Origin of the sequence: Desulfonatronum lacustre DSM 10312 (genome assembly GCF_000519265.1) — a bacterium.
Taxonomy (GTDB): domain Bacteria; phylum Desulfobacterota; class Desulfovibrionia; order Desulfovibrionales; family Desulfonatronaceae; genus Desulfonatronum; species Desulfonatronum lacustre.
This window is the reverse complement of record NZ_KI912608.1, coordinates 2,620,969-2,637,506: the sequence shown is the minus strand read 5'-3', so window position 1 is coordinate 2,637,506 and position 16,538 is coordinate 2,620,969. Positions and strand designations below refer to the sequence as shown.

The following is a 16,538-nucleotide window of genomic DNA, read 5'->3' as shown; positions in this document are numbered from 1 at the left end:
CTCGGGTTTATCGGGGGGCGGGCCGGTCTTCAGCGCTGATTTCCGGCACGCCATCCGCCGCTTTGTACTTCATTCATCCGTCTTCCGCGTCACCGCGTCCAGATCCAGAAGCAGGATCGGCTTGCCCTGATTCAAATGATCCGCGCGGTTCCGTTGATTCAACTTGGCCACGGCATGGACGAAGCCTTTGGCCGGATTGTCGCGACAGGCATCGGGCAAGGGCTCCAGGGCGGTCTGGTCCAGATCCACGGGATCGGCGATCCGATCGACGATCAGACCATGCTTGTTCCGTCCTCCCACCACGAGAATCCGGGTCTCCTCCGTGGCCTGGGCTTGGGGCAGGCCCAAGCGCAAACGCAGATCCAGGGCGGGCATGATCTCCCCGCGCAGGTTGATCAGACCGGCGTAATACGGGCGGGCCTGGGGCACAGGCGTGATCTGGCCGAGGCGGGTCACCTCGCGGACCCTGTTCATGGGTGCGGCGAACAGGGTGCCGGCCAGCTCGAAGCAGACATGACGGCGGTCATCGGACGGGTCTTCGGTCTTGGGGCCGCACTCCGATGCGCGGTCCGGGGAATACTCGCCGGACCCCGCGGCCTGGGCCGCAAAATCCGCGTGGTTCCGGGCATCGTGGCCCACAAGGCGGGAGAGGCGCAGCACGAAGACGATGCGCCGGCCGTTATCCAGACGCAGCACGCCGGCGATTTCAGATTCATCCGCGTCGTCCTCGGTCTGGCTGAGCGCGGCGGCTTCCGCGGCAAGGATGTCCCGGGGGGCGTGGATGGCCAGACCCAGGCGGGTCGCACCGTGCTCCAGAATCAGGATGTAGCGCCAGTCTTGAGGGTCGCCCGGAGAAGGCGCGGCGTCGGCCGCGGACCGGCCCAGCAGCCCGTCCAACTCGAATACCGCAAGGCTTTGGTCCTGGTGCGAGGTCAGGCCGAGCAGTCCGGGGACCGTGTCCGGCGGAGTGATCAAGGGTTTGCGGGAAATGATCCGCTGGACGTGCTCCATGGCCACGGCATATTCCCGTCCCGCGGCGAGAAAACACAACAGCCGACCCTGGTTTTCGGAGTTCTGAGCGACGCAGTGGGACCGATCATCGGATTGTCGGGCAGTCGTGGTCATGGCCGTGGTCATGGCAGCACTCCTCGCGAGGCTGCCTGCATCAATTCCAAGGGGTCCAAGACCAACAAGGCGCGTCCATCCCCCAGGATCGAGGCTCCGGCCAAGCCGGGCAGATCGGCCAGATAACCGACCAGGGGCTTGATCACGATTTCTTCCTGACGCTGCAGCTTGTCCACGGCCACGCCGAGCAGCTCGTCGCCGTTCTGGAGGATCAGCACCGGAATGTCGTCGTCCTCGTCACGTGCGGCGTCCACCATCCGGGGCAGCCCGTGGTCTCTGTTCATGCCCAGGATTTCAGCCAGGGTTTCCAGGCCGATCACCTCTCCACGCAAAGTCATGGCCCGCCGTTTCATCATCGACTTGATCGCGGAGCGCTTCAACTTGACGGTTTCGCGGACCGCTTCAACCGGAATGGCGAAGGTCTCCCGACCCACCCCGACCAGCAAGGTTTCCACCACGGCCAGGGTCAGAGGCAGTTCCAGCCGGATCCGGGTTCCCTGACCCTGCTGGGAGTCGATCTTCACCGCTCCCTTGACCTTGCGGATGTTGGTCAGCACCACGTCCATGCCCACGCCCCGGCCGGAAATGGAGGACACCTCGCGAGCCGTGCTGAATCCCGGTGCAAAAATGAGCTGGATGATTTCCTCCCGGCTGATCCGGTCGGCCTGGTCCGGCTGAATCAGGCCCCGTTCCAGAGCCTTCTCCAGAACCAGGTCCGTGTCGATGCCCGCACCGTCGTCCAGAATTTCGATCACGAAGCTGTTGCCCTCTTGACCGGCCTTGATGGCCACGGTCCCGCGTTCGGGCTTGCCTCGTTCCCGACGCAGATCCGGAAGTTCAATCCCATGGTCAGCGGCGTTGCGAATGATGTGCACCAATGGATCGCTGATCTCCTCGGCAATGCCCTTGTCGATTTCCGTTTCCTCGCCGTGCAGAACCAGGTCGATCTTTTTGCCGTTCTTTTGGGTGACGTCCCGGATAATCCGGGGCAGCTTCTGGAACACGGTTTTGACCGGAACCATGCGCAAGGCCATGATGTTGCGCTGCATGGCGTCGGAAATCCGGGAGACCAGTTGGCAGGCCCCCCGCAGTTCGCGCAGCCCGGGCAGGGAGGCATCGGCCTCGCGGTCCAGCCGCTTTTGGACGTGGCCCAGGACGTTGCGGGCCACGATCAGTTCGCCCACCAGATTCATGAACCCGTCCAACAGGTTCTGATCAATGCGCATGGTCCGGCCCGGGGTGGGCCCGCCCCCGTCCGGCATGGACGCACCTGCAACGGCAAAAGAGGACGTCGTCGAGTTCGGCGCGGCAAAATCCGAACCGGCGGGAGACATGACGGTGTTTTGTTTCGAGTTCTCCCCGGATTCGCGCACTACTTGTCCGAAATGCAGCGTCACCCCGGCCAGATGTTCGGCCAAGACGTTCAACAGCGGCTCGGAACAGACTATTTCGCCCTGGCGCACGGCGCACAGAACATTTTCAATCCGCTCGGCGTTCACCTCGATATCTTTAAACCCCATGTAGCAGGCGCTGCTTTTCAAGGAATGGGCGGCACGAAAAAACATATCCAAGGTGGTTTTGTCCTCGCCCTGCCCCGTGTTCATCCGTTCCAGACAGACCCGCATGCTCTCCACATGCTGACCGGCCGAATCGATAAAAATGGACGTCGGATCCACCGCGGCCAAAGGCGCGGGGGCGGTGGCGCCCGATGTCAGGCCCAGAGCCGTCCGTTCCTCCTCCAGGCGGCGCAGCACGCTTTGCGGCGGCTGATGATCCTCCGGCTGGTCGACCATCCGGCGCAGGGCGTCCACGGTCTCAAAGCAGGCGTCCAGCAGGGACCCCGGCATGCTGAACCCGGCCTGGTGCTTCGTGGTTTCCAGGATGGCTTCCAGGGCATGGGCCAGGTCGGAAATGGCGTGCAGTCCGACATAGGATGCCGTACCCTTGATGGAGTGGATGCGTCGGCACAATTCCTCCAGAGCCTTCCGATCGCCGCTGTTCTGGTCGATGGCCAGCAGGGCCTGCTCGGCTTCGTCCAGGTTTTCCGACGCTTCAAGTTGGAAATCCCGCAACAGGCGCAACTCCATATCGTCGCGACCGGTCACGGTGTCGTGCGGCGAAGCGTTCAAAGGTTCCATCGTGCGTGAAGCGGCCACGTCTTTCTCCTGATTACGCCAGCAACATGTTGACCTTGGTCACCAGGGCCTCTGGCTGGGTCGGCTTGACCATGTAGACGTTGGCTCCGGCTTCCATGCCCCTGATCTTGTCCGCGGCCTCCCGTTCCGTGGAGATCATGATCACCGGAGTGTCCCGATACTGTTCGCTGGACCGGATACGGCGGGTCAGCTCGTAGCCGTCCATCTTGGGCATGTTCACGTCCGTGACGATGAGCTGGAATGGTTCCCGGAACAGCAGTTCCAGGGCGACATATCCGTTTTCAGCCATGGCGCAGCTGTATCCCGAGCCTTCCAGGATATAGGCGTGCATGTTCAGGACGATGTTGGAATCGTCGACGATCAGGATTTTGGGTTTCATGATGGGCTCCCTGGGCGCGGGAGGACTGCGCCCGGTTTTTTGTAGCACAGGAAGTCGCCGATCCGTTCCAGAGTGAACGACGCCGTAATCCGGCCCACGGACTCGGAATGGCCCAGAAAAACGTATCCTCCGGGCACCAGGGCGTCGTACAGGGCAGAAAGAACCTGTTTGCGGGAATCGTCGCTAAAATAGATCAGGACGTTGCGGCAAAAAATGAAATCAAATGCCCGCTTGCGGCGCATGCCCGGGCGGTCCATCAGGTTGAGCTGTTCAAACGCCACGGGTTCCTGGATGTCCGGTTTGACCTGCCAGCCGTCCGGGGTCCGTCGGAAGTATTTCTGCTTGTAGGGAGTGGGCGTTTCCTTGATCGCCCGTTCGTCGTACAGGCCGATCCGGGCCTGGCGGAGCACCCTGCGATCGATGTCCGTGGCCAGGATATTGGTGTTCCAGCGGTCATAGTCGTCGATCATTTCCCGCAGGATGATGGCCAGGGTATACGGCTCTTCACCGGTGGAACAGGCCGCGGACCAGACGTTCAGGCTGTAGTTCCCTTTCGTGCGCTTTGCCTGGAGATAGGACGGCAGGACGTCTTCGGCAAAACCACGCAGTTGGGGAAAGTCACGAAACAGATACGTTTCATTGACGGTCACTTCTTCGATCAGAAAGGCCAGTTCCGCTTCCCGGTCCGTGAACAGCAGTTCTTTGTAATAATTCTGAAAGGTGGCGCAGCACTGGGCCTGCATCCGTTGCTGCAACCTGCTCTTCAGAAAATAGTCCTTCTTGGCCTCGAAATAGATGCCCGTTTCCTTGTACAGCAGGGCGCGGATTCGCTCCAGATCGGCGTTGGAAATCAGTTCGGACATGAGCGCATCCTTAAATTCTCGCAAGCTGTTGCACGGCCTTGCGGTGATAAAACAGCACGTTCGGGGCGAAGTCCTCAACATCCATGGCGTTCAGGGCCGCGAGGGTCTCTTCGCCGGGGATGCGGGCCATGGCGTCCAGAATGTTGCATTGCACCCAGGCCTCCCGGTTCATGCGGGCCAGCAGCTCCGGCATGATTGTCCGATCGCCCAGTCGGCCCAGGGCTTCGGCGGCCGCTCCGGCCACGTTGGCGTCGGGATCGTCCAGCAGGCCGATCAGCAGGGGCGTGGCGTTGATCGTCGTAATCTCGCCGATTTTGCCCAAAATGTCCGCGGAGAACTTTCTGATGTCCGGGGAAGACGAGGCGCAGCACCCCTTCAAGACGGGAATGGCGTCCTGGCCCAGGGATTTGAGGATCTCCGGGGCCAGGTTGCGCAGGACCACGTCTTCCGAGGCCAACAGGCCCGCAACCTGTTCCGCGGTTTCGCCGCCGCCGATGGCGGCCAGGGCGTCCGCCGCGGCCTCGCGCACGGCGATGACCGGGTCGTCCAGAGCCGCGATCAGGGCCGGGACGGCACGCCGGTCGCCGAGCAGGCCCAGGTCTTCGGCCGCGTAACGCCGTTCGGTTTCGTCCTGGTCTTGCAATGCCGCGATGAGTTGGTCTTGTTGGTCCATGGCCGCCGCTTTGTAGGGTCAGAAGTGAGAAATCAGAGTCGGTAATCAGAAGTCAGAGGCCGGAAGTCGGTTCATCCGCCCTTGACCAGCTTCACGATTATTTCCGCCACGCTGTACGAGGGCAGGATGAATTCCGCGCCGCCCAGGCGGGCGGCTTCCGCGGGCATGCCGTAGACCACCGCGGTTTCCTCGGATTCGGCGATGGTCCGGCCGCCGGCCTGGCGAATGGCGGCCATGGCTTTGGCCCCGTCCGCGCCCATCCCGGTCATCAACACGCCGATCACATTGGGCCCCCCGTAGCACTCCAGGATTGAAAACATGGTCACGTCCACGGACGGCTTGTGCAGGGTGTCCATGGGATAATCGGAAAGGCGGATGAGGTAGCCGGGCTTGCCGGCCCCCCGGGGGGCCAGGGTCATGTGCTTGTCTCCGGGCGCCAGATAGCCCCGCCCGGACTCGATCACGTCCGCATGGTCCGCTTCCTTGATGGACAAAAGGCAGTTGTCGTTCAGGCGCTGGGCAAAGGAGGGGGTGAAGTGGCCGGGCATGTGTTGGATGATCACCACCGGCACGCCCAGGTCCTCCGACAGATAGGGCAGGATGTCCATGATCGTCTTGGGGCCGCCCGTTGACAGGCCGATGACCACGATTTTCTCTCCCGGCCTTGATCCGGCCGGGCCGGATTTGCGTCCCACCATGGTCGCGGTTCTCTGGGTTGGAGTCTGGGTCGCTTTCTTGCGGCGGCGATCCAGGCCCAGCCTGGATCGGTTGGCCTTGGCCGCGGCTCGGATCGTGGCGATCAGGTCGTCGCCCACCTGGCTGATGTTCCGGGAGATGGTTCCGCCGGGCTTGGCCACGAAATCCACGGCCCCCAGTTCCAGGGCTTCGTAGGTGGTCAGGGCACCTTCCTGGGTCAGGGAACTGACCATGACCACGGGTCTGGGAGATTCCATCATGATGTACTGCAGGGCGGTCAGCCCATCCATCACCGGCATGTTGATGTCCAGGGCCACCACGTCCGGGTCGGTTTCCTTGGTCTTGTCCACGGCTTCCCGTCCGTCCCGGGCCGCGGCCACCACCTCGATGTCCCCGGCGCTTTCCAGGATTTTCTTGATTTCCCGGCGCATCAGGGCCGAGTCGTCGGCGATCAGCACGGTGATTTTTTTCATGGGCCGGTCCTCTGGAGCCTACAAGGCGACAACGTCGCCATTGGTCAGATTGATATTGATCAAGCCGCTGCGCACGTTGAAACTGACGCTGCGTCCGAACGCGCCGCCCACGGATTGGGCCGCGACGTGCAGCCCCAAAGCCTGAACCACCTGGGTCGCGCCGTGCAGCAGGTCGCGAGGGATGGCGTTCATGAAGTCGCCTTGGCCGTCGGCGAACATATTCCCTGCTCCGATGAGGCGGACGGAGAGGTTTGGCCGACACGCACCCTCGCGTTCCATCAATCGGATCAACTCAGGCAGAGCCGTGTCCGCGAACAGTCCTGGTGCGCGAAGCGCTTCATCCCGGGTTCCCGCGACGGAACTGGGCATGGGAATATGGGCCATTCCACCCATGGTTCGGGCATGATCCCAAACGCAGACCACGACGCAGGAGCCCACGCCCCGGGTAAGCAATCGACCGTTGCCCCGGGCCACCCGAAATTCCCCTGTTTTGACCTCGACTTCTTTATACGTCGGCACTGGCGCTCCTCTCTCTTCCGCCGAGGCGGCCCATGCGCCGCCTCGGCGAGAGACCGCAACCCCCTGGGTCATGCTTTTTTCGGGGTCCGAACCTTCCTGGTTCGTGCCCCGTCCTGGGGCGACGTCGTCCGTGAGGACTCCGCACCCTCTTCCTCAAGAGGCTCTTCTTCCATCGTTTCTCCGGATTCCTCCGGCTCATCGTCATCAACGACCTCGATCCCGCGGTCCTCCAGGACTTCCGCTTCCCGAGACGTTTCCTCGCTGGCCGCGATTCCCTGCTCTTCGGTCATGCCGCGCAGCTCGCGCTCCTCCCGGTCCGAGAGGATGGCGTCCACGTTGAGCAGGATGATGATCCGCTTGCCGTTGTCCAGCTTGCCCAGCCCTTCGATGAACCGCCGGTCCGTCTCAACGGACAAAACCATGGGCGGCGGTTCGATGTGCGTGCGGACCATACGCAGCACCTCGGATACGGAATCCACGATAATCCCCGTGGTCTTGCCCTGGATGTTGACCACCACGATCCGGTTCTGTTCCGTACGTTCATCACGGGCCAGGCCGAACCGGGTGCGCATGTCGATCACCGGCAGGACGTTGCCCCGCAGATTGACGATGCCCTCCACGAAGGCCGGGGCCTTGGGCACGCTGGTGATCTCCTCGATCCGGATGATCTCCTGAACGCGCATGATGTGGATGCCGTACTCTTCCTGGGCCACCTTGAAGCAGACCAGTTGGGTTTCATCCTCGCTCTCCTGGGTCGCGGCCTTGCGGGTTTCGCGGGCCGCGCATCCGGCCGCGGCGGCGACTTCCTTGCGCTCCTTGTCCGAAAGCAGGCGCTCCGCGTCCAGGAGCATCAGCAGCCGTTCGCCCTTGTTCAGCTTGCCCACCCCCTTCAATCGTGAAGCGTCTTCGGCTTCGATGATCGACGGCGGCTGCTCGATGCTGGACTTGGGCAGGCGCAGGACCTCGGAAACCGAGTCCACCTGCACGCCGGTCAGCACTCCTTGCAGATCCAGGACCACGATGCGCCGGGCGTCGATGTCGTCGTCATCCCCGGTTTCGACCGCGGTTTCCTGTTCCGCGGCCATGCCGAACCGGGCCCGCAGGTCCACGATGGGCAGCAGGCGGTTGCGCAGGGACATCACGCCCTTCACGAAGTGCGGCGCCTTGGGCACGCTGGTGATCTCCGTGATCCGGATGATCTCCTGAACCTGCATGATGTCGATGGCGAACTCCTCGTCGACCAGCTTGAAGGTGACGAGCAGTTCCTCTTCCTCCAGCGCCTTGGTTTCGAAGAGCGTGCTCCGGGTCCGTTCCGCGCCGGCCAGGGCCGCTTTGAGTCCCTTGGCGTGGGGAATGAGCATTTCCGCGTTCAGAATCATCACCAGCCGCTTGTCCTGTCCGATCTTGGCCACCCCCCGCAGATACTGCCCCTCGATCCCGGCCACGATGGACGGCGGCTGTTCAATGATCTCGTCGTCGATGTGCAGGACTTCGGAAACGGCGTCCACGATCACCCCCGTGGACGTGCCGCCGCAGTCCAGGACCACCACGCGGGTGGCGTCGTCGGCTTCCCGGAAGGCCAGCCCCAGGCGTTCGCGCAGATTGATCACGGGCAGGATGTTGCCCCGCAGGTTGGCGATGCCCTCCATGTAGGCCGGGGCGTTGGGCACCCTGGTCATCACCGGCGGGCGGACGATCTCCTGGACCAGGCTGATGGGAAAGGCCAACTCTTCACCTGATAAGGAAAAGGTCACCAATTGCCCGTCGCTGGATTCCATGTTTCTATTTTCCGTACTCATATGGCTCTCCCTGGTCCCCTGAGGGGTTAGGCCGTCTGCAGTTCGTCCGCGAGAGCCGAGATGTCCTCAATGGCCTGGCTGAGTTCCTGCATTCCCTTGGCCTGCTGGGTGGCGCTGGCCGAGGCCTGTTGGGCCGCGCTGGAAGACTGTTGGGCCGCGGAGGCGATCTGTTCCACGCCCTTCTGGGCCTGTTCCACGGCCACGGCGGATTCTTCGGCGCTGCGCTGGATGTTCTGGATCCCGGAATGAACCTCCGAGATATCCTTTTCAATGCGCTGCAGGTCCGCGTTGGATTTCTTGGCATTGAGCATTTCCCGTTCGGCCAGGGCGCCCACGTCCAGGATGTCCCGGGACACCACCAGAACCTGATCCTGGATGCCGCGCACCAGATCCTTGATCTTTTCGGCGTTCTGTTCCGAATCATTGGCCAGGGTCCGGATGTCCGAGGCCACCACGGCGAAGCCCTTGCCGTATTCCCCGGCCCGGGCCGCCTCAATGGCCCCGTTCACGGCCAGCATGTTCGTCTGCATGGCCACGCTGGTAATGGCGTCCACGATTTTGTCGATCTGACGGACCCGCGTTTCCAGGTTCTTCACGTTCTGGGCCGATGTGGCGCTGGCCTTGGCGCTTTCGCTGATTCCGACGATCAGTTTGTCCACGGCTTCCTTGTTGGCTTCCAGGAGCTGGACCATGCTGTTCACCTGTTCCAGGGCATCGGCGGCCTTGGTCGCGATATCCTGGCTCTGCTTGTTGACCTGGTTGATGGCCGCGGCGGATTCCTCGGTGGCCGAACCCTGTTGTTCCGCGCCCTTGGCGATCTGGCGGATGGCGCTCATGATTTGTTGGGAAGCGGCGTTGGCCTGGGAAATGGTCGCGGAAAGCTGCTCGGCCGTCGACGCAAGCTGCTCGCTGGACTTCTCCGAATCCGTGTTCACCTTCAGGTCTTCGGCCATCTGGGCCAATTCCTCGGTGGCCATCTCGATGTCCTTCATGGCCTTCATCTGCTCGGCGGTGGAGGACGACGCCTCGGCCGCGGCGCTGGCCGACTCCTCGGCCGCGGCGGCGATGATCTCCACGCCCTTCAGAAACTGGACAATGGCCGCGGCGATGCTGGTGCTCAAATCGTTGATGCTCGAACAGCCCCCGCTCAGGGTCTGCATTTCTTTGTCGATCCGCAGCAACTGCTGGTTGATGGCCCGGCCCTTTTCCACCTCGTCCTTGCCCGTCACCCCGGCTTCTTGCACATCCTTGGCCACCACCTTCACTTCTTTCTGGATATCGGTGATCAGCTCCCGGATGGATCGGGCCGATTTTTCCGCGCCCTCGGCCAGATTGCGGACTTCGTCCGCGACCACGGCGAACCCTCGTCCGTGTTCTCCGGCTCGGGCCGCCTCAATGGCCGCGTTCAGGGCCAAAAGGTTGGTCTGGTCCGCAATCCCGGCCACGGTCCTGACCACCTGGCCGATTTCATCCGCCTGGCGCTCCAGTTCGGAGATCATCCTGGCCGACTCCATGTTCCGTTCCGCGGACAGGCCGACGTTGGTGATGATGGATTCGATGTCCGAGGAGGTCAGGCGGACCAGTTCCTGCAATGTATCGGTCTTTTCCATGGCCGACTGGGCCGTGTTGCTGGCCACTTGCGCGCCCTTGTTCAGTTGTTCGGCCGCGGCCTGGGATTCCTGCGCCGCGGCGCTGGCCTCGGTGGCCCCGGAGGAAATCTGCTCCATGGCCTTGTTCATCTGCTCGGCCGCGGCATTGGCCTGGGCGATCCCGCTGGCTAATTCCTCCGTGGCCGAAGCAATCCGCTCCGCGGCCTGCTGACGCTTGGCCACGGTGCGGCCGGTCGCGCGCTGGGCGGCCCGCTCCTTGGCGATGCGCCGTTTTTCGGCGAGTTCATTGGCCGTTCGGTCGGATTCCGTGGGGATGTACTCCCTTTGCCGGGACATGGTCGGGGGGGCTGCCAGTTTTGCCATGATCGTTCTCCAAAAAGAATGTGGTTGTGTTGATGATCCGCCAAGCCGGCGTGGATAGTCCGGATTGGACGTTTGCCGTATCAGCCGACGGCAACGGAAGCCGTGGACCGCATGGAAGCTCGCGGCGCGTTGCTCGAGCGCAAGGCTTGCTCGACCACCGTGGCCAGGGTGTCAGGGTGAAAGGGCTTGAGCAGGAAAAAGGTCGCTTTGGCCTCCCGAGCCTGCTGTTCCGTGTCTTTCGAATCGTCGCTGGTCACGATGATGGTTGGAATGCGTGACGCGCCGGAGGTCTCGGAAATGTTGGTCAATCCCAGGAGCAGATCCAGGCCGCTCATCTTGTCCATGAACACGTCCAGAATCAGCAGATCAAACGGCTCCCTGGTCAAAAGCCGCAAGGCCTCCCGACCGTCCCGGACGCTATACAATTCATGGCCCATGGACTGGATGCACCGAGAGATGATTTCCCGGTAAAAGAGATCGTCATCCGCGATCAAAACCTTTGCCATGCCTGTCTCCTTAGCGCTGGATATCGCGGAGAGAAAAGCAAACGGTGTGCCGCGGCGACTCTGTCAACGTTTCTTGTTTGATTGCAGTGTGTTGGTTGTTACTTGTCCAGCTGAAAATGGTCGTGGTGGGGGACCGATGGGAGGTGAAAATGCCTCCCGTCCCAGGCGGGCAGGCGGCCTGGAAAGGGCCTTTGGCCAGGAAGGCCACCGCTTTCCCGGTGGAGCGAAGCCGGATGGCGGGTTTACCTCCCAGGTGGTGGGGCGACCTCCTGGCCAGGAGGATCGGAAGCGTTCCGCGAGGGGGCATGGCAGAAGAGCGCTGTTTATTAACCAATGCATATAAGCTGCCCACCCAACGGAATCGGGTTTTATCGCTTGAAATCGTTTGACTGGCACCTCGAATTCATGCATTTCGAGTTTTTATGATGGAGGAGGCCTAAATTTTAACGCACCCGAAGAGCTGAAGCGGGCGATCAGTGATTATGTGGACAGTCTGACCATGGGGTAAAGATTTCAACAAGGTCAGGATTGTGCTGGAATAGGAGCCTGGCATGGATGTCACCGAACAGCAGATAAGAGAACTGATCCGCAAGGGTGAAGGAATCGATCTTGAATTTAAAACCTGCCGAAACCAGCTCAACCGGGATGTCTACGAAACGGTTTGCGCCTTTTTGAACCGGCATGGCGGCACCTTGCTTCTCGGTGTTCAGGATAACGGGGCTATTCAAGGCATCGAGTCGGATACGGCGGCGCAAATCCGGAAAGACTTTGTCACGGCCATCAACAATCCCCAGAAAATATCCCCGCCCACCTATCTGGCGGTCGATGAAGTCACGATTGACGGCAAACCACTGCTCCGCGTCTATGTGCCGGAAAGCTCGCAGGTGCATCGCTGCAATGGTCGCATTTACGACCGCAACGAAGACGGCGATCTGGATATCACCGATCACACCGCCCAGGTGGCACAGCTTTACCAGCGCAAGCAGGTCACCTACAGCGAGAACAAGGTGTTTCCCCATCTTGGTCTTGATGACCTGGATCGCGACCTGATAGCCAAATGCCGCAAGATCGCCACCCTGCGTTGGGAAGATCATCCATGGAAGGACCTGGACGATCTGGAACTGTTGCAAAGCGCCCAGCTATACCAGGCCGATCCCGAAAGCGGGAAGAGCGGCGTCACCCGCGCCGGTATCTTGCTTCTGGGAAAGCAGCTGCCGTTATTGCAGGCCGTGCCGCACCACCGCACCGACCTGATTCTGCGCAAGGTCAATCTCGACCGCTACGACGACCGGGATTTCGTGGATGTCAATCTGGTGGAGAGTTACGAGCGGATCATGGCCTTTATCCACAAGCACCTGTCTGATCCTTTTTATCTGGAAGGCACGACCAGCATCAGCATCAGAGATGCCATCTTCCGGGAGGTGGCATCAAACATCCTGATTCACCGGGAATACACCAACGCCTTCCCCGCCAAGCTGATCATCGAGTACGGCCAGGTCCGCACCGAAAACAGCAACCGCCCCCACGGCTTTGGCCGTCTGGACCCTGAAAACTTCACCCCTTTTCCGAAAAATCCGGTAATTGCCCGGTTTTTCCGCCAGATTGGCCGGGCTGATGAGCTGGGCTCCGGCATGCGCAAGATGATGAAGTACAGCAGGACTTACGGTGGTGCTGATCCCGAACTGGTGGAGGGAGATGTCTTCAGGATGATTATCAAGGTGCCAGAATTCAGCGAGAAGAAAGTACCAGGAGCCCAACAATCAACCCGGCAAGTCAAGGCCCATGATGAGGCCCATGATGAGGCCCATGATGAGGCCCATGACTTGTCAGAAACAGAATTGGCCATTCTGAATGCCTGCAGAAGCACACCCCAAGGCACTCCGGAATTGTTGAATACCCTGGGGTATACGAGCAGGACCGGCCATTTTAAAAAGGCGATGCTGCGCCTTGAGGAATCACTGAACTTTTTAGAAAAAACTCTGCCGGATGTACCCCGGAGTAAAAATCAGAAATACCGGCTGACGGCAAGAGGAACGAAATTGCTAGAGAAGCTTGCGAAATGAGCGCGTTCAGCGATTCGAGGAAATTGAAGCTTGGCGAAAGGCCCGAGAACGAATCAAGGAAATCTATGCATTGACCAATGACGGACCGTTTGCCCGTGACTTCGGTCTGCGCGACCAAATCCGACGGGCATCGGTTTCCATCATGTCCAACTTCGCTGAAGGATGCCTTGGACATCGGAACACACTATTCTCCGAAGGATCTGCTTGCCCCTCCGTGGAATTGGATCATACGAAGCAAGAGCGCCCCGGCTCAGGCCGCGACGCTTTTGCGATCCATGCCCAGTTCCTGGAGCTTGGTATAGAAGTTCTTCTTGTGCATCCCGGTGAGGCTCAGGGATTGATTGAGGCTGCCCTTGGACAGGGACAGGATCGAGGAGAAGTATTGCATGTCGAACTTGCGGAGAACCTGTTGTTTGGTCTCCTGGTACGTGGCGGGAGGAACGTCGTTGTCCGCGGCTTCCCAGACGCGGAGTTCCCGGGCCACGTCCGCGGCCTCGATGGGCCTTTTTTCGCACTTTTCCGACGTCAGATAAAGCAACTGGCGGAGTTGACGGGCGTTTCCGGGCCAATGGTATTGCCGCAGGCAGGACAAGGCCTGGGAGGAAATGCGTCGGGGGCGGTCCTTGCTCGGTCTCAACTCGCTCAGGAAGTGCTCGGCTAAAACCGGGATGTCCTCCGGGCGCTCGCGCAGCGGAGGTATGGTGATCACGGCCGCGGCCAGACGGAACAGCAGATCCTTGCGGAACGTTCCTTCCCGGCTCATGGCCCACAGGTCCTGGTTGGTGGAGGAGATGATCCGCGCATCGGCCTTGCGCAGGTCGGATTCGCCGACCTTGTTGTATTCGCCGGAATCCAGAAAACGCAGCAACTTGCTCTGCACCCGAACGTCCAGTTCGCCCACCTCATCGAGGAGCAGGGTTCCTCCGTCCGCCGCGCCGACAAACCCCTGGGTGCTGCGTACGGCATGGGTGAAGGCCCCGCGCGTATGACCGAACAGTTCGCTTTCGGCCAGGGAGCCCAGGGTGGCGCAGTTGACCGGCACGAAGCGGGCCTTGTGGCGCGTGCTTTGCCGGAAGAATTCCCGGGCCGCGGCTTCCTTGCCCACCCCGCTTTCCCCGGTGATGAACACCGAAATATCCGAATTGGCCAGGGTGGCAGCCTGATCTCGCAATTCGCGCATCGCGGATGAGACCCCGACGACGAGGCTCGGAGCGTTCTCTGCCTCGTCGCGGCGACACCCGGCCGCTCGTCCGGCGTTTTCCCGGAGAGCCGCCCGGACCGTGCAGATCATCTGCCCGGACAGAGCCGGTTTGGTAATGAAATGACGAACGCCTCGCGTCATGGCCGCGTCCATCAGCTCGTCTGGAAAATCTTCAGCCACCATGACCACGCCGCGTTGAAAATTCACGGCGTCGAGAAAGGCCAGGGCCTTGTCGGCGTCCATGTTCGTGATGTCCAGGATGAATTGGTCGATCCCGCGAACGTCCGCGGGCTCGTCCAGGGCGTCCCTGCGCAAAAAGCGGCAATCCCACTGATAATCGCCCTGAATGGCTTCCAACAAATGTTCATCCCTGGAATAGACCACAACCGTGCTGCTCATCGCTCCCCCTTGATCCAGCCCCGCGACCGCGCTGTTCGCTTGTCCTCATGCCGGGCAGGCTTGCGCGCTACCTTTGGCTAGGGCAAAACCCATGCCGAAGGAGTGAGTTTTCTATTTCGTTGAAATCAAAGGAGTATTCGTGGAGAGGGGTAGTAGGCTTGGTGAGCGGGGGCCGCAACATTCATTGACACGGGCGCAAAAAGGGAAGGATCCAAAGTGGATAAATTCTTGTCAGCAAACGTTGACAAGTGCGACAATGTTCGTTGCGCTGTCCTTGCGAAAACTATTCCGGGTCCGTGCTTTGATCGCGCATTCGTTGCAGGCGTTTGCTCAGGGCTTGGCGGGAGATGCCGAGCAGGCGGGCGGCCTGGGACTGGTTGCCGTGGGCACAACGCAGGGCTTCCTGAATCAGGTCCTGCACGGCCTGTTCCAAGGTCGGCAGGGATGTGGGCGTCGTTCCCCATAGGGTAGCGATTGGGCGAGGAGGCGGGCACGGTTCGCCTGATAGCGGAGCGGAGGCGGTGGTGACCAGCTTTTCCAGGCGCTGGTGGAGAACATGCAGTCCGCCGCGGGCCACGGCATCGAAGAGCATGGCCCGCAGTTCCCGGATGTTTCCCGGGAATTCATAGGCCCGCAGGAGGTTGATCAGGCTGGGGGCAAGCGGCTCCACCGGACGGTTCAATTCCGCGCGGGCTTGTTCAAGGTAGTGCTCGGCCAGCAGCAGGACGTCGTCCCCGCGCTCGCGCAGCGGAGGCAGGTGGACGTGGTAGGTGTTCAAGCGGAAAAACAGGTCGCGGCGGAATTGGCCGTCGGCTTGCCGCGCGTTCAGGTCCTGGTTGGTGGCCGCGACAAAGCGGGTCTGACTGCGACGCGGCTGGTCCGCGCCCAGGGGATAGTAGGACCGGTCCTGAAGCACCTTGAGCAGCTTGATTTGCGAGGCCAGGGTCAAATCGCCGATTTCATCCAGGAACAGGGTGCCGTCCCTGGCCTGGCCCAGCAGCCCGCGGCGGGCTTCAGCGGCACCGGTGAAGGCCCCTTTGGCGTGACCGAACAAGGTGTCCGTGAAAATCATGTCGTCGAGTCCGGCCGCGTTGAGGCTGACGTATTCGCCCGTTCTCCGGCTGAGCTGGTGCACGGCACGGGCGATGAGGTCCTTGCCGGTCCCGGTCTCGCCGGTGATCAGCACCGGATCCGAGGCCGGGGCGATGACTTCCAGGTACTGGAACACCGCGGTCATTTTGGGGTCCATGGTCAGGATGTCCGCGAAGACCTCGGGATGATCCAGGACCCCGGAAAACAATTTCCGACGCAGGGCCAAGTTTTGGCGCAACAGCACGGCATGGTTGAGCGCCTTCTGAACCGTGGTGGCCAGACGTTCCGGCTCCACCGGCTTGAGCAGGTAGTCAAAGGCCCCGGCCCGCATGCAGCGGACCGCGGTTTCCGCGTCGTCCACGCCGGTGACGACCACCACCTGAACGTCGGGACGTTCGCTTTGCATCCATTCCAGAATTTCCAGGCCGGGCACGTCGGGCATGTTCAGATCCAGCAGGATCAAGGCGCAGTCCAGGTTCGGCAGGGCCTCCAGAGCCGCGCGTCCCCCAAGGATCTTGTGGATGTCGGTGTATCCGGCCAGACGCAGCGAGATGAAAAAGCTCTCCAGCAACTGCTGTTCGTCGTCAATAAGGCAGATGGGCAAGGTTGGCGCGGCCATGG

Annotated in this window: 13 protein-coding genes and 1 pseudogene; 2 read left to right on the top strand and 12 right to left on the bottom strand. The window is 61.3% G+C overall.

Annotation, left to right across the window (positions count from 1 at the left end):
- Positions 1–69: 69 nt before the first annotated feature.
- From DESLA_RS21845 to DESLA_RS20325, 10 genes are all read right to left on the bottom strand, one after another.
- Positions 70–1,137 carry a chemotaxis protein CheW gene (locus DESLA_RS21845; protein ID WP_028572705.1) on the bottom strand — a complete coding sequence of 356 codons (1,068 nt, stop codon included), beginning with the start codon at positions 1,135–1,137 and terminating at the stop codon, positions 70–72.
- Positions 1,134–3,281 (bottom strand): chemotaxis protein CheA, encoded by a 2,148-nt coding sequence (locus DESLA_RS20340; RefSeq protein ID WP_156932955.1) that lies wholly within the window; start codon positions 3,279–3,281, stop codon positions 1,134–1,136. The genes DESLA_RS21845 and DESLA_RS20340 overlap by 4 nt, the downstream gene beginning before the upstream one ends.
- 13 nt (positions 3,282–3,294) lie before the next feature.
- Positions 3,295–3,660: a response regulator gene (locus tag DESLA_RS0112460; protein WP_028572704.1), complete on the bottom strand. Its 366-nt coding sequence runs from the start codon at positions 3,658–3,660 to the stop codon at positions 3,295–3,297.
- Positions 3,657–4,523, bottom strand: a complete 867-nt coding sequence (locus DESLA_RS20335; RefSeq protein ID WP_051434651.1) for a CheR family methyltransferase — start codon at positions 4,521–4,523, stop codon at positions 3,657–3,659. The genes DESLA_RS0112460 and DESLA_RS20335 overlap by 4 nt, the downstream gene beginning before the upstream one ends.
- A gap of 10 nt (positions 4,524–4,533) precedes the next feature.
- The gene (locus tag DESLA_RS0112450; RefSeq protein ID WP_028572703.1) at positions 4,534–5,196 is read right to left on the bottom strand and encodes a HEAT repeat domain-containing protein; all 663 of its coding nucleotides are present in this window, start codon (positions 5,194–5,196) and stop codon (positions 4,534–4,536) included.
- Between the two features lie 71 nt (positions 5,197–5,267).
- Positions 5,268–6,365, bottom strand: a complete 1,098-nt coding sequence (locus DESLA_RS0112445; protein WP_028572702.1) for a protein-glutamate methylesterase/protein-glutamine glutaminase — start codon at positions 6,363–6,365, stop codon at positions 5,268–5,270.
- A gap of 18 nt (positions 6,366–6,383) precedes the next feature.
- Positions 6,384–6,884 (bottom strand): chemotaxis protein CheD, encoded by a 501-nt coding sequence (locus tag DESLA_RS0112440; protein ID WP_028572701.1) that lies wholly within the window; start codon positions 6,882–6,884, stop codon positions 6,384–6,386.
- A gap of 68 nt (positions 6,885–6,952) precedes the next feature.
- On the bottom strand, positions 6,953–8,683 hold the full coding sequence (locus DESLA_RS23595; protein ID WP_084032047.1) for a chemotaxis protein CheW: 1,731 nt from the start codon (positions 8,681–8,683) through the stop codon (positions 6,953–6,955).
- Between the two features lie 26 nt (positions 8,684–8,709).
- Entirely contained in the window at positions 8,710–10,656 is a 1,947-nt protein-coding gene (locus DESLA_RS0112430; protein ID WP_051434649.1) for a methyl-accepting chemotaxis protein, read from the bottom strand.
- An 80-nt stretch (positions 10,657–10,736) separates the two neighbouring features.
- Complete coding sequence (locus DESLA_RS20325; protein WP_028572699.1) at positions 10,737–11,162, bottom strand: response regulator; 426 nt, start codon at positions 11,160–11,162, stop codon at positions 10,737–10,739.
- A gap of 551 nt (positions 11,163–11,713) precedes the next feature.
- Between DESLA_RS20325 and DESLA_RS0112420 the strand changes: the two genes are divergently transcribed.
- Positions 11,714–13,225 carry an RNA/DNA-binding domain-containing protein gene (locus DESLA_RS0112420; RefSeq protein ID WP_028572698.1) on the top strand — a complete coding sequence of 504 codons (1,512 nt, stop codon included), beginning with the start codon at positions 11,714–11,716 and terminating at the stop codon, positions 13,223–13,225.
- Positions 13,215–13,391: pseudogene (locus DESLA_RS23700) on the top strand (four helix bundle protein); the annotation flags it as partial. The gene DESLA_RS0112420 and the pseudogene DESLA_RS23700, both read left to right, overlap by 11 nt.
- Positions 13,392–13,475: 84 nt before the next feature.
- Here the strand turns inward: DESLA_RS23700 and DESLA_RS20320 are convergent.
- Both DESLA_RS20320 and DESLA_RS0112410 read right to left on the bottom strand, forming a co-directional pair.
- A complete protein-coding gene (locus tag DESLA_RS20320; protein ID WP_051434648.1) occupies positions 13,476–14,825 on the bottom strand; it encodes a sigma-54-dependent transcriptional regulator in 1,350 nt (449 codons plus the stop codon).
- A gap of 283 nt (positions 14,826–15,108) precedes the next feature.
- The gene (locus DESLA_RS0112410) at positions 15,109–16,536 is read right to left on the bottom strand and encodes a sigma-54-dependent transcriptional regulator (RefSeq protein ID WP_028572697.1); all 1,428 of its coding nucleotides are present in this window, start codon (positions 16,534–16,536) and stop codon (positions 15,109–15,111) included.
- Positions 16,537–16,538: the final 2 nt, after the last annotated feature.

Excerpts from the sequence above, each read along its gene's own strand:
- DESLA_RS21845 (WP_028572705.1), bottom strand. The coding sequence starts at position 1,137 with ATGACCACGGCCATGACCACGACTGCCCGACAATCCGATGATCGGTCC.
- DESLA_RS0112460 (WP_028572704.1), bottom strand. The coding sequence starts at position 3,660 with ATGAAACCCAAAATCCTGATCGTCGACGATTCCAACATCGTCCTGAAC.
- DESLA_RS20335 (WP_051434651.1), bottom strand. The coding sequence starts at position 4,523 with ATGTCCGAACTGATTTCCAACGCCGATCTGGAGCGAATCCGCGCCCTG.
- DESLA_RS0112450 (WP_028572703.1), bottom strand. The coding sequence starts at position 5,196 with ATGGACCAACAAGACCAACTCATCGCGGCATTGCAAGACCAGGACGAA.
- DESLA_RS0112445 (WP_028572702.1), bottom strand. The coding sequence starts at position 6,365 with ATGAAAAAAATCACCGTGCTGATCGCCGACGACTCGGCCCTGATGCGC.
- DESLA_RS23595 (WP_084032047.1), bottom strand. The coding sequence starts at position 8,683 with ATGAGTACGGAAAATAGAAACATGGAATCCAGCGACGGGCAATTGGTG.
- DESLA_RS0112430 (WP_051434649.1), bottom strand. The coding sequence starts at position 10,656 with ATGGCAAAACTGGCAGCCCCCCCGACCATGTCCCGGCAAAGGGAGTAC.
- DESLA_RS20325 (WP_028572699.1), bottom strand. The coding sequence starts at position 11,162 with ATGGCAAAGGTTTTGATCGCGGATGACGATCTCTTTTACCGGGAAATC.
- DESLA_RS0112420 (WP_028572698.1), top strand. The coding sequence starts at position 11,714 with ATGGATGTCACCGAACAGCAGATAAGAGAACTGATCCGCAAGGGTGAA.
- DESLA_RS20320 (WP_051434648.1), bottom strand. The coding sequence starts at position 14,825 with ATGAGCAGCACGGTTGTGGTCTATTCCAGGGATGAACATTTGTTGGAA.
- DESLA_RS0112410 (WP_028572697.1), bottom strand. The coding sequence starts at position 16,536 with ATGGCCGCGCCAACCTTGCCCATCTGCCTTATTGACGACGAACAGCAG.